The sequence below is a fragment of the Clostridium sp. genome, assembly GCF_021443865.1.
Classification (GTDB): domain Bacteria; phylum Bacillota; class Clostridia; order Clostridiales; family Clostridiaceae; genus Clostridium.
The window spans coordinates 31,400-49,656 of sequence record NZ_JABUTB010000003.1 but is presented as its reverse complement, the minus strand read 5'-3'; the positions used below and the strand labels follow the sequence as shown (position 1 = coordinate 49,656).

At 29.2% G+C, this 18,257-nt stretch carries 12 protein-coding genes, 2 tRNA genes and 1 other annotated feature; of the genes, 13 read left to right on the top strand and 1 reads right to left on the bottom strand.

Features of this window, described 5'->3' with window-relative positions; translation table 11 throughout:
* The first annotated feature begins 411 nt into the window (after nucleotides 1-411).
* From spoIIE to murD, 13 genes are all read left to right on the top strand, one after another.
* Nucleotides 412-2,793, top strand: coding sequence for a stage II sporulation protein E (gene spoIIE, locus HUJ77_RS00970; RefSeq protein WP_291706698.1), 2,382 nt, complete (start codon nucleotides 412-414; stop codon nucleotides 2,791-2,793).
* Between the two features lie 222 nt (nucleotides 2,794-3,015).
* Entirely contained in the window at nucleotides 3,016-4,404 is a 1,389-nt protein-coding gene (tilS, locus tag HUJ77_RS00965; RefSeq protein ID WP_291706697.1) for a tRNA lysidine(34) synthetase TilS, read from the top strand.
* 4 nt (nucleotides 4,405-4,408) lie between these two features.
* Entirely contained in the window at nucleotides 4,409-4,948 is a 540-nt protein-coding gene (gene hpt / locus HUJ77_RS00960) for a hypoxanthine phosphoribosyltransferase (RefSeq protein ID WP_291706696.1), read from the top strand.
* A gap of 57 nt (nucleotides 4,949-5,005) precedes the next feature.
* Nucleotides 5,006-6,808: an ATP-dependent zinc metalloprotease FtsH gene (ftsH, locus tag HUJ77_RS00955; protein ID WP_291706695.1), complete on the top strand. Its 1,803-nt coding sequence runs from the start codon at nucleotides 5,006-5,008 to the stop codon at nucleotides 6,806-6,808.
* A 248-nt stretch (nucleotides 6,809-7,056) separates the two neighbouring features.
* Nucleotides 7,057-8,727 (top strand): formate--tetrahydrofolate ligase, encoded by a 1,671-nt coding sequence (locus HUJ77_RS00950; protein WP_291706694.1) that lies wholly within the window; start codon nucleotides 7,057-7,059, stop codon nucleotides 8,725-8,727.
* Nucleotides 8,728-8,860: 133 nt separating this feature from the next.
* Nucleotides 8,861-9,640 carry a type III pantothenate kinase gene (locus HUJ77_RS00945; RefSeq protein WP_291706693.1) on the top strand — a complete coding sequence of 260 codons (780 nt, stop codon included), beginning with the start codon at nucleotides 8,861-8,863 and terminating at the stop codon, nucleotides 9,638-9,640.
* A 6-nt stretch (nucleotides 9,641-9,646) separates the two neighbouring features.
* Complete coding sequence (dusB, locus tag HUJ77_RS00940) at nucleotides 9,647-10,621, top strand: tRNA dihydrouridine synthase DusB (protein ID WP_291706692.1); 975 nt, start codon at nucleotides 9,647-9,649, stop codon at nucleotides 10,619-10,621.
* Between the two features lie 233 nt (nucleotides 10,622-10,854).
* Nucleotides 10,855-11,337: a transcription elongation factor GreA gene (gene greA, locus HUJ77_RS00935; protein WP_291628846.1), complete on the top strand. Its 483-nt coding sequence runs from the start codon at nucleotides 10,855-10,857 to the stop codon at nucleotides 11,335-11,337.
* A gap of 13 nt (nucleotides 11,338-11,350) precedes the next feature.
* Nucleotides 11,351-12,856 (top strand): lysine--tRNA ligase, encoded by a 1,506-nt coding sequence (lysS, locus tag HUJ77_RS00930; protein ID WP_291706691.1) that lies wholly within the window; start codon nucleotides 11,351-11,353, stop codon nucleotides 12,854-12,856.
* 363 nt (nucleotides 12,857-13,219) lie between these two features.
* Nucleotides 13,220-13,294 (top strand) — tRNA-Asn (locus tag HUJ77_RS00925).
* A gap of 29 nt (nucleotides 13,295-13,323) precedes the next feature.
* Nucleotides 13,324-13,398, top strand: a tRNA-Asn gene (locus HUJ77_RS00920).
* A 169-nt stretch (nucleotides 13,399-13,567) separates the two neighbouring features.
* Nucleotides 13,568-13,736: a binding site (T-box leader), on the top strand.
* Between the two features lie 43 nt (nucleotides 13,737-13,779).
* The gene (locus tag HUJ77_RS00915) at nucleotides 13,780-15,171 is read left to right on the top strand and encodes a glycine--tRNA ligase (protein ID WP_291706690.1); all 1,392 of its coding nucleotides are present in this window, start codon (nucleotides 13,780-13,782) and stop codon (nucleotides 15,169-15,171) included.
* Nucleotides 15,172-15,383: 212 nt separating this feature from the next.
* The gene (murD, locus tag HUJ77_RS00910; protein ID WP_291706689.1) at nucleotides 15,384-16,763 is read left to right on the top strand and encodes a UDP-N-acetylmuramoyl-L-alanine--D-glutamate ligase; all 1,380 of its coding nucleotides are present in this window, start codon (nucleotides 15,384-15,386) and stop codon (nucleotides 16,761-16,763) included.
* A 62-nt stretch (nucleotides 16,764-16,825) separates the two neighbouring features.
* Here the strand turns inward: murD and HUJ77_RS00905 are convergent, their stop codons facing one another.
* Nucleotides 16,826-17,815 (bottom strand): DUF5050 domain-containing protein, encoded by a 990-nt coding sequence (locus HUJ77_RS00905; RefSeq protein ID WP_291706688.1) that lies wholly within the window; start codon nucleotides 17,813-17,815, stop codon nucleotides 16,826-16,828.
* Nucleotides 17,816-18,257: the final 442 nt, after the last annotated feature.

Below are 18,257 nucleotides of genomic sequence, written 5' to 3'. Positions count from 1 at the left end.
ACTTAAAATCCTGCGGTAGCGATACCGTACCGGTTCGATTCCGGTCTTCAGCACCAAAGTACTTAAGTTTAACTTAAGTACTTTTTTTATTTCTAAATAAAATATAAATGTTGCATATCATAAATTTGAACTTATTATAGAATAACTAGAGTTAAGTTTCTCTTTAAGTTTTTCTCTTTATATTTCCTCAAAAATTAAGTAATACTGACAAATTTATTTCTAAAAAGAAAAGAGTTAATAATATAAAAACCTAGTATTTAGAAGTTTATGAATAAAAAGGGTTATTAAAATAAGGAATTTTACATAATATTGTACTACGAAAAAAGAATAACTATACATCTTGCGACACATAATTTTTTTATAAGGTGATATAATCTAAATTACAATTTATGGAAATTTGGAGGAGAGAAGATGCAATACGGTGTCAATATATCAACTTATAAGAGAGTGGAGAAGAAGAAGAAAAGAGAAATAAGACTTCAAGGGACAAGTTTTAGGTTGATTATATCCCTAGTAATGGGATTTTTACTTAGTAGGGTTCTATTATCAGCAACTATAGATATGGGGATAGCGCCTTTTGGTATTGCGTATCTTATAGGTATAAAGAGAGAAGATAGTACAAGTATCCTAGTAGCTTTATTAGGAACTATATTAGGTTATATATCTATAGCCCCTACTTTAGAAGGCGCTGTTAGCTATTCAATAGCAGCTATACTAGTTGTAGGGTATATGGAGGTTTGCAATAAACTAGAAATTAAAAAGAGAGATTATGTTGCTTTTTTCTTGGTTTTTTCTGTATTTATTATATATAACATAGTTGTAACTAATAAGCCTATAGGAGTTAACATAGTATTTTCTTTGTTAAAGGTTTTAAGCATAGTTCCAGTTAAATATATGATAAGTTATGCTTTAAAATGCATAGATGAATTAGAAAGTAATTATTTCTTCTCAACAGAAGAAATAATTAGTATAGGAATTTTAATTTGTTTATTAATTGCAGGTATAGGAAATATGAGTATATTTAATATACAACTTAGAAATATTCTAGCTTTATCTTCTGTTGCTATTTTTGCCTATATAGGTGGATCAGGAATAGGTTCTGCCATAGGAGTAGCAATGGGTCTTATTATAGGGATAACTAATGGAGATATTGTAAGTGCTATTACATTATATAGCTTATGTGGTTTAATAATTGGAATTTTTAAAGAAGTTGGCAGAGTATTTGCAGCTTTATCCTATGGTGTTGTTTATTTTATAGTGTGGATGTATTCAAATTCTTTTAATGTTTATGGAGGAATAGAAGTATTATTTTCAGCAATGATATTAATTTTAATTCCAAAGACATTAATGCAAAGTATTAATGCTGAGTTTAATCAAGAAAAAAAGGCTGAAGCTATTAATGATATTCATTTAAATGGAATAAAGGGAGAATTTATAGATAGGTTAGGCTCTATGAAATCTATTTTATCTACATTATCAGCATCTATATTAAATTTAGGTGAAAATGATATTTTATCTTTAAATAATAAAGGGACTGCAATGGTAGAAAGCTTAGCGGATAGAGTTTGTTATAATTGTGAACTTAGACAAAGGTGCTGGGATAGAAATTTACATTCAACCTTTGAGGGTTTTACAGAGCTAATATGTAGCTGTGAAAATAATGATATGTATATTCCTAAAACACTAGATAAAAGGTGTGTCAAAACCAGGAGCTTAATGAAAAATGCTCAAGAGATAGTTAATAATTACACTGTAAATGAAGCGTTAAAGACAAGGCTAAGCGAGGGCAGGAATATAATAGCAAATCATATTAATAATATATCTAATACAATGGAGAGTATGATACGAGATTTTGAAAAGGATATTTCTATTTGTTTTGAGATAGATAAAATATTAAGAAAGGCTTTTAATAGAAATAAAATTGATTATACAGATGTATTTTCATATTTAGATAGACATGGAAGGATGAAAATAAAAGTTTCAACTAATAATGCTGAAGATGAAAGATATTGTACTAAAATGATATTACCTATAATTAATACTTTAGTTAAGGTACCGGTATCATTATCTAAAGAAGGAACTAGAATAAATCCTGATACTGGGGAGTGTACTGTAATTATAGAAGAAACTCCTAAATATCATATGACTTCTTATGCAGCTATTAAGGCTAAGGATGGAGAAACCTATATTGGAGATAGCTATAGTTTCTCTAAGACTAATGATGGCACTTATATAAATATAATTAGTGATGGAATGGGCTCAGGGCCAGAAGCTGGAATGGAAAGTGGGTTAGCAGTAGGATTAATTGAGAAGTTTATAGAAAATGGATTTAGTGAGAAAACAGCTATTGATACTGTTAATTCTATAATGGCAATGAAATTTAATGAGGATGAAAAATTTACTACTATGGATTTAAATATCGTGGATTTATATACTGGTGAGGCTGAATTTATAAAGATAGGAGGAGTTGTAAGCTTTATAAAAAGAGGTAAGGATATAAAGGTAATTAAATCTAATAGTCTACCTTTTGGAATATTAGACTCTGTGGATTTAACAACTGAAAAATTTAAATTAAAGCATGGAGATATTATAGTTTCAATTAGTGATGGAGTTTTAGATATAGATAAAAGTAATATAGGAAGCTATTCATGGCTAGAAGAATATCTGGAGTATTCAGATACTAATCCATCTGCTTTATCTAGAGATATTCTTGAAAAGGCTATGATTTTAAGTAATGGTAAGGTTAATGATGATATGACAGTATTAGTTTCTAAAATATATTCAGTATATTAGAAGGGTTTTATATGAAAAATATTAATCTGGGGCTTATTATAAACGGCCCCAGATTATTTTTGGAAAATATTATCTATTTAAAAGGAGAGAATATTTTGTATATTTATGGGATATATTTTATATTACAATATTGTAAAAAATAGTTAGGAAAATTTATTTACAGATAAGTTTCTTAAGGTTATTATAGTATATATTAAAATAATTTTACTAAGGAGTAATGTTGTGATAAACAAAGTAAAGGCTTTTGTAACTGAAAATAATTTAATAGAAAATGGAGATAGAGTTTTAGTTGCTTTATCTGGCGGTCCTGATTCTGTTTGTTTATTAAATATCCTTTTTGAACTTAGAAGGGAATTTAATATTGAAATTGCAGCGGCACATGTAAATCATATGCTTAGAGGAGAAGAAGCCTTTAAAGATGAAGAATATGCAAGGGATATGTGTGACAGTCTAAATATAGACTTCTTTTCTGAGAGAATAGATATAAATAAAATATCTAAAGAAAGAGGCATATCTCATGAATTAGCAGGTAGAGAAGAAAGATATAAATTCTTTCATCTAATAAGTAAGAAAAATGGGTATAATAAAATTGCTATTGCTCATAACTCAAATGATCAAGCGGAAACTGTTCTTATGAATATGATGAGAGGTTCAGGTATTGAGGGACTTTGTGGCATTAGAAGCAAAAGAGAAGGAGGAATAATAAGACCTATTCTGTGCTTATCTAGAGAAGAAATAGAGAATTATTGTGATATTAATAATTTAAAGCCTAGAATAGATAAAAGCAATCTGGAAAATGTATACAATAGAAATAAAGTAAGATTAGATATTCTTCCCTATATGAAGAATAATTTTAATAAGGATATAATAGAAACCATAAATAGGATGGCAAGCTTATTACAAATAGATAATGACTTTATAGAAAAAGAATGTAATAATTATTATAAAAAGTTTTGCACTAATAATGTAGATAAGTTAATTATATCCAAGGATGCTTTTTCAATAGAAAAGGCTATTTTAACTAGACTTATAAAAAAGGCATTTATAAATTTTACAGGTAAGCATAGTAATTTTGAAATGAAGCATATTCATGAAGTAATTTCACTAGCAAATAAAGAAACTAATAAAAGAGTTAATATTCCTAATGGAGTAATAGCTGAAAATATATATGGTGATATATATTTAAGATTTAAGGAAGCTAAAACTAATGAATTTCAAGAAATTATATTAAATAAAATAGAATTAGAAGGTAATAATATTAATTTTGAAGATTATATTATAAGATTTGATGTAATAGATAATAAAAAAAATATAGAATTTTCTAATAATGTATTAATAAAATTTTTTGATTATGATAAGATAAAAGAAAAGCTAATAATTAGAAAAAGATTAAATGGGGACAGAATTATTCCTCTTGGAATGAAAGGTAGTAAAAAATTAAAGGATATTTTTATTGATTTGAAATTACCTATAGAAGAAAGAAATAAAGTTCCGGTTGTATGTTTTGACAATGAAATAGCTTGGTTAGTAGGTTATAAAGTTTCTGAAAGTTATAAAATAACTAAGGACACTAAAAAAATTATAAAAATTACATTTGCTAGAAAGGAATAGGAATATGCTAAGGGACATAAAGGAAGTATTGCTTACAGAAGATCAAATTGTAAATAGAATTAAAGATATGGGTAAGGCTATAAGCGAAGATTATAATGGCAAAGACTTATTAATAGTAGGAATTTTAAAAGGTTCAGTTATATTTACTTCTGAACTTATAAAAAATGTTTCTATACCATGTGAAATAGATTTTATGGCAGTATCTAGTTATGGAAGTTCTACTGAAACATCAGGAGTAGTTAGAATATTAAAAGATTTAGATCATGGAATTGAAGGAAAAGATGTTATAATTGTAGAAGATATAATAGATAGTGGAATTACTTTAGACTATTTATTAAAATACTTAAAAGCTAGAAGAGCCAATAGTATAGAAATAGTAACATTGCTAACAAAACCAGCTAGAAGAAAAGTAGATTTAAATGTAAAGTACTGTGGTTTTGAAGTTCCAGATGAGTTTTTAGTAGGATATGGATTAGATTATTCTGAAAAATATAGAAACCTACCATATGTAGGAATATTAAAAGAGGAAGTATATAAAAAATAAAAAGAAATATAGTATAATAGTGCAATATAATATAACTAGAAGAAAGGGGGGCCTTGAATGAAAAAATATTCAAGTGCAACAGTGTGGATATTCGTAATTTTGATATTATTCTTTTCAGCAACATTTTTGTGGAATAGTGGAAAAATGGCAGACGAGATATCATACAGTGATTTTCAACAAAAATGGATAGGAAATGAGATAGAAAGTATTGTGGTTCAACCTGATAAAATGCTTATATCAGGTAAAACAAGAGATAACAAGCAGTTTAATACATATGCTCCAGAGGAAATGGTGCAAATGTTAATATCTGAAAATCCTAAAGATGATATAAAGGTGGACTTTAAGCAACCTTCAAATAGCAGTCTTTGGATAAGTATAATTCCAACTATAATGATATTAGTTTTAGTATTTGTATTCTTCTTCATGATGACACAACAATCACAAGGTGGCGGAAGTGGAAGAGGTGTTATGAACTTTGGAAAAAGTAGAGCTAAAATAATGCCTCCAGATGCAAAAAGAGTTACCTTTGACGATGTTGCAGGTGCAGATGAAGAAAAACAAGAATTAGAAGAAATTGTAGATTTCTTAAAACAGCCATCTAAGTATACTCAGATGGGAGCAAGAATACCTAAAGGGGTACTATTAGTAGGACCTCCAGGAACAGGTAAAACATTACTTGCTAAAGCTATAGCAGGTGAAGCAGGTGTTCCATTCTATAGTATATCAGGTTCTGATTTTGTTGAAATGTTTGTTGGTGTAGGTGCATCAAGAGTTAGAGATTTATTTGAACAAGCTAAAAAGAGTGCACCATCATTAGTATTTATAGATGAAATAGATGCAGTTGGTAGACAAAGAGGTGCAGGCCTTGGTGGTGGACACGACGAAAGAGAACAAACTTTAAATCAATTATTAGTTGAAATGGATGGTTTTGGTGCAAACGAAGGAATAATAATGATCGCTGCAACTAACAGACCAGACATTCTTGATCCAGCTTTATTAAGACCTGGTAGATTCGATAGACAAATAGTTGTTGGAGCACCAGATGTTAAGGGAAGAGAAGAAATTTTAAAAGTTCACACTAAGAAAAAACCTTTAGCTGAAGATGTAGATTTAAAGGTATTAGCTAAGAGAACTCCAGGATTTAGTGGAGCTGATTTAGAAAACTTAGCAAACGAAGCAGCCTTATTATCAGTTAGAAGAAGTGAAAAATTAATAGGAATGTTAGAATTTGAGGAAGCTATAACTAGAGTAATAGCTGGTCCAGAAAAGAAGAGCAGAGTTATGAGTGAACATGATAAGAGACTTACAGCTTATCATGAAGCAGGTCACGCTGTAGTTATGAACCTTCTTGAACATTCTGATCCAGTTCATGAAATAAGTATAATACCAAGAGGTATGGCTGGTGGATATACTATGCATTTACCAAATGAAGATAGATCATATACTTCAAAAGAAAAATTAAAGGATGATATGGTTGGATTATTAGGTGGTAGAGTAGCAGAAAAATTAATCCTATCAGATATCTCTACAGGAGCTAAGAATGATATAGATAGAGCTAGTGCTATAGCTAGAGCTATGGTAATGGACTATGGTATGAGTGAAAAACTTGGAACAATATCATATAACTCAGATAATAATGAAGTGTTCTTAGGCAAGAACTTAGGACATGGAAGAAACTTCAGTGAAGAAGTTGGTGCAGAAATAGATAAAGAAGTTAAGAGGTTTATAGATGAAGCTTACAATAGAGCTGAAAAATTATTAAGTGAAAATATAAATAAACTTCATGCAGTAGCAGCAGCTTTACTAGAAAAAGAAAAAGTTGATGGCGAAGAGTTCCTAAGAATAGTTAATGAAAACTAAAATAAATTAAGGAGTTGTTTTTTAACAACTCCTTATTAAATTTTTAGAACTTAATTTACTTTAAACAATAGAATGATAATTATATTTTTAATAATTTATAGAAAAATTAAAGTAATTACATAAAATACGAAATATATCAACAAGCATTGATGGAACGTTCGACTTTGGGTTTTAATATTAAGGATTAAGTGGTATAATTTATGTAAATAATAAGAGGTAAATAAGAGTTTAAATAGGAGTGTGTGAATATGAAGAGTGATATACAAATAGCCCAAGAGGCTAAAATGGAACCTATAACTAAGATTGCAGCTAAATTAAACCTAACAGAAGATGATATTGAACAATATGGAAAATATAAATGTAAGTTATCATTAGATATATTTAATAAAAATAAATCTAATGATAATGGAAAATTAGTATTAGTTACTGCAATAAATCCAACTCCTGCTGGAGAGGGTAAGTCAACAGTTACAGTCGGGCTTGGGCAAGCTCTTTGTAAAATGGGAAAAAATGCAGTTATAGCATTAAGAGAACCATCACTTGGGCCTGTATTTGGAATAAAAGGTGGAGCAGCAGGTGGTGGATATGCTCAAGTTGTTCCAATGGAAGATATAAATTTACATTTTACTGGTGATATGCATGCTATAACTAGTGCTAACAATTTATTGGCAGCTGCTATAGATAATCATATACATCAAGGTAATGATTTAAGAATTGATTCAAGAAGAATAGTATTTAAAAGAGTAATAGATATGAATGATAGAGCTTTAAGAAGCATAGTTGTTGGATTAGGTGGAAAACTAAATGGTTTCTTAAGAGAAGATGGATTTATGATTACTGTTGCTTCAGAAATTATGGCTATACTTTGTTTAGCAAATAGCTTATCAGATCTTAAAGAACGAATGGGTAATATACTTGTTGCCTATGATTTAGATGGTAATCCAGTATATGCAAAACAATTAAATATACAAGGTGCAATGACTTTATTAATGAAGGATGCTATAAAACCAAATTTAGTTCAAACATTAGAAAATACTCCTGCAATAATTCATGGAGGACCTTTTGCTAATATAGCTCATGGATGCAACTCTATAATTGCTACTAAAATGGCATTGAAATTAGGAGATATAGTAGTAACTGAAGCAGGATTTGGTGCTGATTTAGGTGCAGAAAAGTTCCTAGATATAAAATGTAGATATGGAGATTTAGAACCTAATTGTGTTGTTATTGTTGCAACAGTTAGAGCTTTAAAGAACCATGGTGGAGTTCAAAAGGATATGCTAAGCACACCAAACGTAGAAGCATTAGCAAAGGGAATAGGAAATTTAGAAAAGCAAATTGAAAATATTAAAAAGTACAATGTCCCAGTAGTAGTTGCAATTAATAAATTTGTAAGTGATAGTGAAGAAGAAATTACATTTATTAAAGAGTACTGCAAAAAGTTAGGTGTTACGGTAGCCTTATCTGATGTATGGGCAAAAGGCGGAGAAGGTGGAATTGAATTAGGAGAAGCTGTATGTAATATACTTGAAAATGAAGAATCTAATTTTAGTCCTATCTATGAAGTTGAAGCTAGTATTGAAGATAAAATAAATACAATAGCAAAAGAAATCTATGGAGCTAAGGGGGTTGTATTTACTCCTAATGCAAAAAAACAAATTGATGAGCTTGAAAGGTTTGGATTAGATAAATTACCTATTTGTATGGCAAAAACTCAATATTCTTTATCAGATAATCCAAGTCTAAAAGGTAGACCAGAAAACTTTGAAATTACTGTTAAAGAAGTAAGAGTGTCTAATGGGGCAGGATTCATAGTTGTATTAAATGGAGATATTATGACTATGCCAGGACTTCCTAAAGTACCAGCAGCTAATAATATGGATATTCTAGAAGATGGTGAAATAGTAGGATTATTTTAATATATAGAATTTACAACACTTGACAAATGATTTGTAATTGTTAAAATTAAATTGTTAAATTTGTTGAGGTTATATTTTTTAAAAACAAGGCAGCTTTTAAAGCTGCTTTTAATTGTATTAAGGTGGTGCTTGTATGATACTAGTAGTTGATGTTGGTAATACTAATATTGTTTTGGGAGTATATAAAGGTTCAGAGAATATCGTAGGGTGGAGAATTTCAACGGATGCAAAGAAAACATCAGATGAATATTCTATTCAAGTTATGCAGCTTTTTAATCAAAGTGGTTTAAACTATAAGGATGTAAGAGGAATAATAATATCATCAGTTGTTCCTAATATAATGCATTCTTTAGAAAATATGATAAAAAAGTGTTTTGAAATAAATCCTATAATAGTAGGACCAGGGGTTAAGACTGGAATTAATATAAAATATGATAATCCTAAGGAAGTAGGGGCAGATAGAATCGTTAATGCTGTTGCTGCTCATGATAAATACAAACAAGATTTAATAATAATAGATTTTGGTACGGCAACTACATTTTGTTCCTTAACGAAGGAATCAAATTATTTAGGGGGATGTATAACTCCAGGAATAAGAATATCTTCAGATGCTTTATTTGATAGAGCAGCTAAGCTTCCTAGAGTTGAACTTGAGACGCCTAAAAAGGTAATATGTAAAAATACTATAACTAGTATGCAAGCAGGTATAATATATGGTTATATAGGACAGGTAGAATATATAGTTAGAAAAATGAAAGAAGAAATGAAGGATTTTGGTTGTGATGAACCTTTAGTAATAGCAACAGGTGGATTAGCAAATTTAATTGCAAGAGAAACTGATGTTATAGATAAGGTAGATTCTAGTTTAACATTAGAGGGGTTAAGAATAATATACGAAAAAAATAAGGAGTAGTATAATATGAAGATTGGTAATCTAGAATTTGAAAACAATGTTTTTCTAGCACCTATGGCAGGAGTGACAGATATATCCTTTAGAGGATTATGCAAGGAAATGGGATGTGGCTTAGTTTATACTGAAATGGTAAGTGCTAAGGCTCTATACTTTGGAAATGATAATACAAAATCACTTCTTAGAATTTCAGAAGAGGAAGCTCCGGTGGCTATTCAGATCTTTGGTAATAATCCTAAGATAATGGCTGAAGTAGTACAACAAAACTTTAATGATAGACAGGATGTTTGTTTAATTGATATAAATATGGGATGTCCTGTTAACAAAATAACTAAAAATGGAGAAGGTTCAGCTCTTATGAAGCATCCAGAATTAGCGGCAAATATCGTAAGTGAAATTAAAAAAGTTTCTACAAAGCCAGTTACAGTAAAGTTTAGAAAGGGTTTTGATGAAGGAAGTATAAGTGCTGTTGATTTTGCAAAATTTATTGAAGATGCTGGTGCTGATGCTATAGCAATACATGGAAGAACTAAAGAACAAATGTATGAAGGTAAGGCAGATTGGGATATAATAGGAAAGGTAAAAGAAGCAGTTTCTATTCCTGTAATAGGAAATGGAGATGTTTTTACTGCAGAAGATGCCTTAAAATTAAAAAATCAAACTAATTGTGATGGAATAATGGTGGCAAGAGGCAGTATGGGTAATCCTTGGATATTTAAGCAAATAGAAAATAAATTAAAAGGATTAGAGCCACAAGAAATAACTTATTCAGATAAAATTGATATGTGCTTAAGACATTATGAGTTAGCAATTAAATATGACGGTGAAAGAAAAGCCATAAGAGAAATGAGAAAGCATGCTTCTTGGTATTTAAAAGGAATGCCTAAGAGTAATGATATAAAGGTTATAATAAATTCATTAGATGAAAGTGCTGCCGTAATGGAAGTGCTAAATAACTACAAAAATGAATTACTAGAAGTTTAAAATAAATAGTAATATTAAATTGAATATAAAAAACTTTTATGAATAAATATATTAAAAACAAGAATAATATATATCTGTTGACTAATATAAGGTTTTTCTTACGAATATAGTACTTATATTCCAGATTGGTTGACAGATGATATTTGCTGATTTATAATGTTTTAAATGATTTTGACAATATAAAAATTATTGTTAGTTTTATGAATAAAGTAGAATTTGAAGGGGAGAAAATCATGAGTGAGACTAAAAAATTCGTAATGACATACGAAGGTGTAAAAAAATTAGAGGACGAATTAGAATTTTTAAAAAGTGTAAAAAGAAAAGAAATAACTGAAAAGATAAAAGTAGCTTTAGGTTATGGGGATTTAAGTGAAAACTCAGAGTATGATGAAGCTAAAAATGAACAAGCATTCACAGAAGGTAGAATCATACAATTAGAAAATATGTTAAAAAATGCTGTAGTTGTTGACGAATCAGAAATACCTACTGATAAAGTAGCAGTTGGAACTATAGTAAAAGTTAAAGACTATGAATTTGATGAAGAAGTTGAGTATTCATTAGTAGGTTCAGCAGAAGCAGACCCTATGAATTATAAAATATCAAATGAATCACCAGTAGGAGCAGCACTATTAGGTAAAAAGGTTGGAGAATTAGTAGAGGTTTTAGTACCAGGAGGAACAAACAAGTTCGAGATTTTAGGAATAAGAAGAGAGTAACGGAGGGATATTAATGTCAACTGAGGAAATAAATATACAAGAGTTGGAATCTCAGTTTAATGAACAAGAAGCTTTAAGAAGAGAAAAGTTATTAGAGCTACAAAGGGAAGGAAAAGATCCTTTTGATGTTTACAAAGTTGAAAGAACTCATATGTCAGAAGAAGTTAAGGCAGACTATGATAATTTAGAAGGTACTACTGTAACTGTAGCTGGAAGAATTATGTCTAAAAGAGGGCAAGGTAAAGTTGTATTCTCAGATATCCATGATAGAGATGGAAAAATCCAATTATTCATTAAAATAGATGAAGTTGGAGAGGAAGCTTTAAAATCATATAAGACTTACGATTTAGGAGATTGGGTTGCTGCAACAGGAGAAGTTTTTAAAACTAAAACAGGAGAAGTTTCTGTAAAAGTTAAAAGCTTTGAATTAATATGTAAATCTTTAAAACCATTACCAGAAAAGTGGCATGGATTAAAGGACCCAGACCTAAGATATAGACAAAGAGAAGTAGATATGATATCTAACCCAGAAGTTAAGCAAAACTTTATTAAAAGAGCTGCTATATTAAAGGGAATTAGAGAGTATTTAGATAACAAAGGCTTTATAGAAATTGAAACACCTATGCTTTCACCAATAGCAGGTGGTGCTTCAGCGAGACCTTTTGTAACTCACCATAATACTTTAGATATTGATATGTACCTTAGAATAGCTCCAGAATTATACTTAAAAAGAGCTATCGTTGCAGGTTTAGAAAAAGTATATGATATGGGAAGAACTTTCAGAAATGAAGGAATGTCAGTAAGACATAACCCAGAATTCACCATGATAGAATTGTACCAAGCTTTTGCTGATTATAATGATATGATGGAAATTACTGAAAATATGGTTGCATATGTATGTGAAAAAGTAAATGGAAGTACTAAGGTTATGTACCAAGGTACAGAAATTGACTTTGCACCACCATGGAGAAGAATAACAATGGTTGATGCAGTAAAAGAACATACTGGAATAGATTTTAATTTAGTAGCAACTAATGAAGAAGCTCAAGCTATTGCTAAAGAAAAACATTTAGAATTTAAGAAGAACTTAGCTCATGTTACAAAGGGTGAAGTTTTAAATACTCTATATGAAGAATATTGTGAACAACATATGATTCAACCAACATTTATCTGTGATTATCCGGTAGAAATATCACCTCTTACAAAGAAAAAGAGAGGAAATGATATGTTTACTGAAAGATTTGAAGGATTTGTATTTGGTAGAGAAATCTGTAATGCATATTCAGAACTAAATGATCCAATAGTTCAAAGAGAAAGATTTAATCAACAAGAAAAAGAGAGAGAACTTGGTGATGATGAAGCTTATATGATCGATGAAGAATTTATGAGCGCATTAGAAACAGGTATGCCTCCAACAGGTGGATTAGGAATAGGTATAGATAGACTTATAATGTTCTTAACAGATTCAGCATCTATAAGAGATATTATAATGTTCCCGACTATGAAACCAGTTAAATAGTTTTAGTATATTTAAAGGACATTTTTCTATTTAGGAAGATGTCCTTTTTTATATTTATAACTATATAGCTTATAAATAGATTATTATATAATTTAATTACATAATAGAAAAAATGGTGATGAAGAATATAAAAGTTAAATCTGAAGTCTAATAAAAAGGAAATAAGAATATTTTTAATTGGGAGAAGTAGTAAATAGATTTTAAAAATAAAGCAATAAAAAAATATTTTTATAATGCCTAATCCTATAAAATGGGCATTTTATTTAGAAAAGTATAATAAATAATAAAATAAGAATAAAAATTTTTAATAAAAACACTTGCATTATTAATAAAACTTGATATAATAACAAATGTAGCAAATAATCCGCGATAGCTCAACGGTGGAGCACTCGGCTGTTAACCGATAGGTTGGAGGTTCGAATCCTCTTCGCGGAGCCAATTTAATTTTAAAATTATTTATAAAATATTCCGTGGTAGCTCAATGGTGGAGCACTCGGCTGTTAACCGATAGGTTGGAGGTTCGAATCCTCTCCACGGAGCCATTTTATAAGAGTTTTATAAGAGTAGATAAATTATCTATTGTTATAAAACTCTTTTTTATTATCTATATTTATAAGAAATATAACTAAGTAATAGATATTTATTTAGATATACCAAGAAAAAAAGCGTTGACATATAAATGGCTTTTGGTAAAATGGATATATAAATTTAATAAACACTAAGAGAAAGAGGAGTAAACTTATATTTTATTTTAGAGAGACGATGAATGGTGAAAATCGTTATAAGATTAAGTTGAAGGGCGCTTTTGAGTGTTATGATGTTGAAAGCTGGGCTAGAGCCAAGAAGGGTGGAACCGCGGAATAGAAATTTCGTCCCTTTAGGTTTAGGGCCTTTTTTTATTATAAAAAATTGGAGGTATTAAAATGGCAGTAGAAAAAACAATGGAAAAAATCGTTGCTCTTTGTAAAAATAGAGGTTTTGTATTTCCTGGATCAGAAATTTACGGAGGACTAGCAAATTCTTGGGATTACGGTCCACTAGGAGTTGAATTTAAAAATAATGTAAAAAAAGCTTGGTGGAAGAAATTCGTTCAAGAAAGCCCTTATAATGTTGGAGTAGACTGTGCTATATTAATGAATCCAGAAGTTTGGGTAGCTTCAGGTCACGTTGGAGGCTTCTCAGATCCTTTAATGGATTGTAAAGAATGTAAAGCAAGATTTAGAGCAGATAAGTTAGTTGAAGATCATATGACTGAAAATGGTGCTGAAGTAGCAAGTGCTGATGGATGGACTAATGAGCAATTAAAAGAATATATTGAGAAGAATAATATTGTTTGTCCTAAATGTGGAAAAATGAATTATACAGATATAAGAAAGTTCAATTTAATGTTTAAGACTTTCCAAGGTATCACAGAAGATTCAGCTAGTACAATATACTTAAGACCAGAAACTGCACAAGGTATATTTGTTAACTTTAAATCAGTTCAAAGAAGTTCAAGAAAGAAAGTTCCATTTGGTATTGCTCAAATTGGTAAGTCTTTCAGAAATGAAATAACTCCAGGAAACTTTACTTTTAGAACTAGAGAATTTGAACAAATGGAATTAGAATTTTTCTGTAAACCAGGAACGGATTTAGAATGGTTTAAATACTGGAAGGATTATTGTTTCAATTTCTTATTAAACTTAGGAGTTGATGAAGCAAACTTAAGAATGAGAGATCATGGCGAAGAAGAATTATCATTCTATTCAAATGCTACATCAGATATAGAATATTTATTCCCATTTGGATGGGGTGAATTATGGGGAATAGCTGATAGAACAGATTATGACCTTAACAAACATCAAGAACATTCAGGTCAAGATATGAGCTACTTAGATCCTACAACTAATGAAAAGTATGTTCCTTATGTAATAGAACCATCTTTAGGAGCAGATAGAGTTGCTTTAGCATTTTTAGTAGATGCTTATGATGAAGAAGAATTAGAAGGTGGAGATGTAAGAACAGTTATGCATTTACATCCAGCACTAGCACCATATAAAGCAGCAATTTTACCACTTTCAAAGAAGCTTTCAGAAAAAGCTTTAGATGTATATGCTAATTTAAGCAAGAAGTTTAATTTAGAATATGATGAAGCTGGAAGTATAGGAAAGAGATATAGAAGACAAGATGAAATAGGAACTCCATTCTGTATTACTATAGACTTTGATACTTTAGAAGATGAAGCTGTAACTATAAGAAATAGAGATACTATGGAACAAGAAAGAATTAAAATATCTGAATTAGAAGCTTATATTGAAAAGAGCTTAGAATTTTAATTATAAAATGAAGCTGTCGCACAATTCTTAATCAGAAGAGCTTGCGACAGCCTCTTTTGTATTTACAAAATATAAGTGTTATAATTATAAAAAATAGGGACAGACTTAATTAATGTAAATATACTTGCTAGCAATTTACTAATATATATTTATTAGCAAAACAATAGTATATTAATATAATATTTTTATATAGATATGGTTGGAGGAACAATATGAAAAAACCATTTAATGAATTTAAGGAATATATAAAAGGTAAAAAAGTTGCTGTTGTAGGGATAGGGGTTAGTAATATACCTCTTATAAGATTTCTAGTTAAACTTGGAGCAAAAGTAACAGCCTTTGATAAGAAGAGTAGAGAAGAGTTAGGTGAAATAGCTAATGAGTTTGATAATCTATCTGTAGTATTAGAATTAGGAGAAAATTATTTAGATAGACTTACAGGCTTTGAAGTTGTGTTTAAAACACCTTCTATGAGAATTGATTGTGAGGCGTTAGTTAGAGCTAAAGAAGAAGGTGCTTATATTACATCAGAAATGGAAGAGTTCGTAAAATACTGTAAAGGTAAAATATTTGGAATAACAGGTAGTGATGGAAAAACAACAACTACTACTATTATATCTAAATTACTTATTGAAGCTGGATATAAGACTTGGGTTGGTGGAAATATAGGAACTCCTTTATTTTCTAATATAGAAGATATAACATCAGAAGATAAGGTGGTATTAGAGCTATCTAGCTTTCAACTTATGACTATGGATACTCCTATAGATGTAGCTGTAGTTACAAACTTAGCTCCTAACCATTTAGATATGCATAAAGATATGGAAGAATATATAGATGCTAAGAAAAATATATTCCTATATCAAGACAAAGAGGGAATTTTAATTTTAAATAGAGAAAATGAAATCACTCATAGCTTTGTTTCAGAAGCTAAGGGAGAAGTAAGAGAGTTTAGCTCAAAACAAAAATTAGATAAAGGAGCTTACTATAAAGATAATATCCTTTATATTGATGAAGAAGAAGTGTGTACAAAAGATGATGTTTTAATTAAGGGTATTCATAATATAGAAAACTATTTAGCAGCTTTCTTAGCTACTAAGGAGGAAGTATCTATAGATATTATGAAAAAAGTGGTTAAAACTTTTGGAGGAGTAGAACATAGAAGTGAATTGGTTAGAGAACTTAATGGAGTTAAATACTATAATGATTCTATTGCATCTAGTCCAACTAGAACAATAGCAGGTTTAGTTGCTTTTAACCAAAAAGTTATATTAATTGCTGGGGGGTATGATAAACATATTCCATTTGAACCACTTGCTGAGGAAGGATATCCATATATAAAGGAATTGATTTTATTAGGTGCTACTAAGGATTTAATAAAAGAAGCCTTTGATAAAGTGAAAAATGAGAAGGGGGTAGAGGTTCCTACTATTAAAGTGGATTCTCTAGAAGAAGCTGTACTTAAAGCAAGGGAAATAGCTGAAGAGGGAGATATAGTAACATTATCACCTGCTTGCGCATCATTTGATATGTTCCCTAACTTCGAGGTAAGAGGTAATAAGTATAAAGAAATAGTTAATAATTTAAAGTAATTTAAAATAGCTGTATAGAAATATCTTTTAATGAGTAATAGATATTTTTATACAGCTTCTTTTTAATTGATAGATAATATATTTATATTATCTAGACTATGCGCTGCTTCTATAAATAACATATTTTCTGAGGTGTAATAGTCATTTATGAAGTAAGAAAATATTTTAGTAGCTTCAAAGTTGTTGCTCTCATTATTTTGAGTTAGTTCATACAGAGAGTTAGGGTCTTCGTTGCTAATAAAGTATATTTTATTATCGTTTTGTTTTAAGTTAGATGCTTTTATGTCTAGAATTTTTTTTGTTTCAGAATTAGATGGATTTATAGAGTAAAGGTAGTTGTTATCCTTTGAGTTTGAGAATAATATTTCATCATTATTTATTACAAAACTATCAATGGGAGAATCCATTACTTCAAAATTACTACTACCATCTGTGGCTAAGCAATATAATTTAGCTTTGTCACTTAAATTCTTATAAAAGATTGAGTTGTTATTAATTATAAGGTTGCTTGCTTTAGAACTAGATAATAATTTTCTTTCTTTTTCTTTAATAGAATATGTATATATATTGTTATCAATTGAACTTATGTAATAAATTTTATCTTCATAATAAAGCATTTCTATAGCACTATCGTTAATTATATTAGTTATTTCTTTTTTTTGATAATCTAATTTAAATATTCCTTTATCAGTAGAGGTGGAAGAAAAGTAGATACTAGTATCATCAGTTACTATGGAGTTAACGTTATAATCGAAACTATCAATTATTGAATCATCAGTGATATTAGTAGAACCCTCAGAAAGTTCTGCTGCTGATAATCTTTCATTATTACTAGGGTTAGGGAAGAATAATAAATTCCCTAAGAAAACATATTTGTTGTTAAAATAAGATTTTCCTAAGAAAGCTATTTTTTTGTCAGTAATAATATTTTGTTTATAAGAAGTTGTTAAATTGGTTTGTTTTTTTTCTTCTATTACATCATTACTTTCGGTAGTACAGCTAACCAAAAGTAATGATGAAGCTATAATTGGAAGAATGAATTTCTTTAGCATAATAATCCTCCTAATAATTTTCATTAATAATATACATTATATTAAATTATCGTATATTAAGTAAAATAAATTGAGTAAATAATAAAAAGTTATATTTAATTATCATAATTTACCTATAATAATACTAATTATTACGTTAACTTTACCTGGTGTATCACTATATGAAAAATTAAGAAAAATAAAGATATTAATAGAATAATAATTATAATGCTAAAATTTATATATATTTAGTTATTTAAGGAGCAAATAATCATGATAATATAAATAACGTCGTCAGGAACGACGGCGAGATAACAACAAAATAACAACGAAAAATTGCAACTAAAAAATGTTGACAATTGAGTAGTGAAATGTTATTATAAAAAAGCAAGTCGTAAGACTTAGATCTTTGAAAATTGAACAGAATATAAGTTAAGTATAAAATAAACCAGCAATTCTTTTA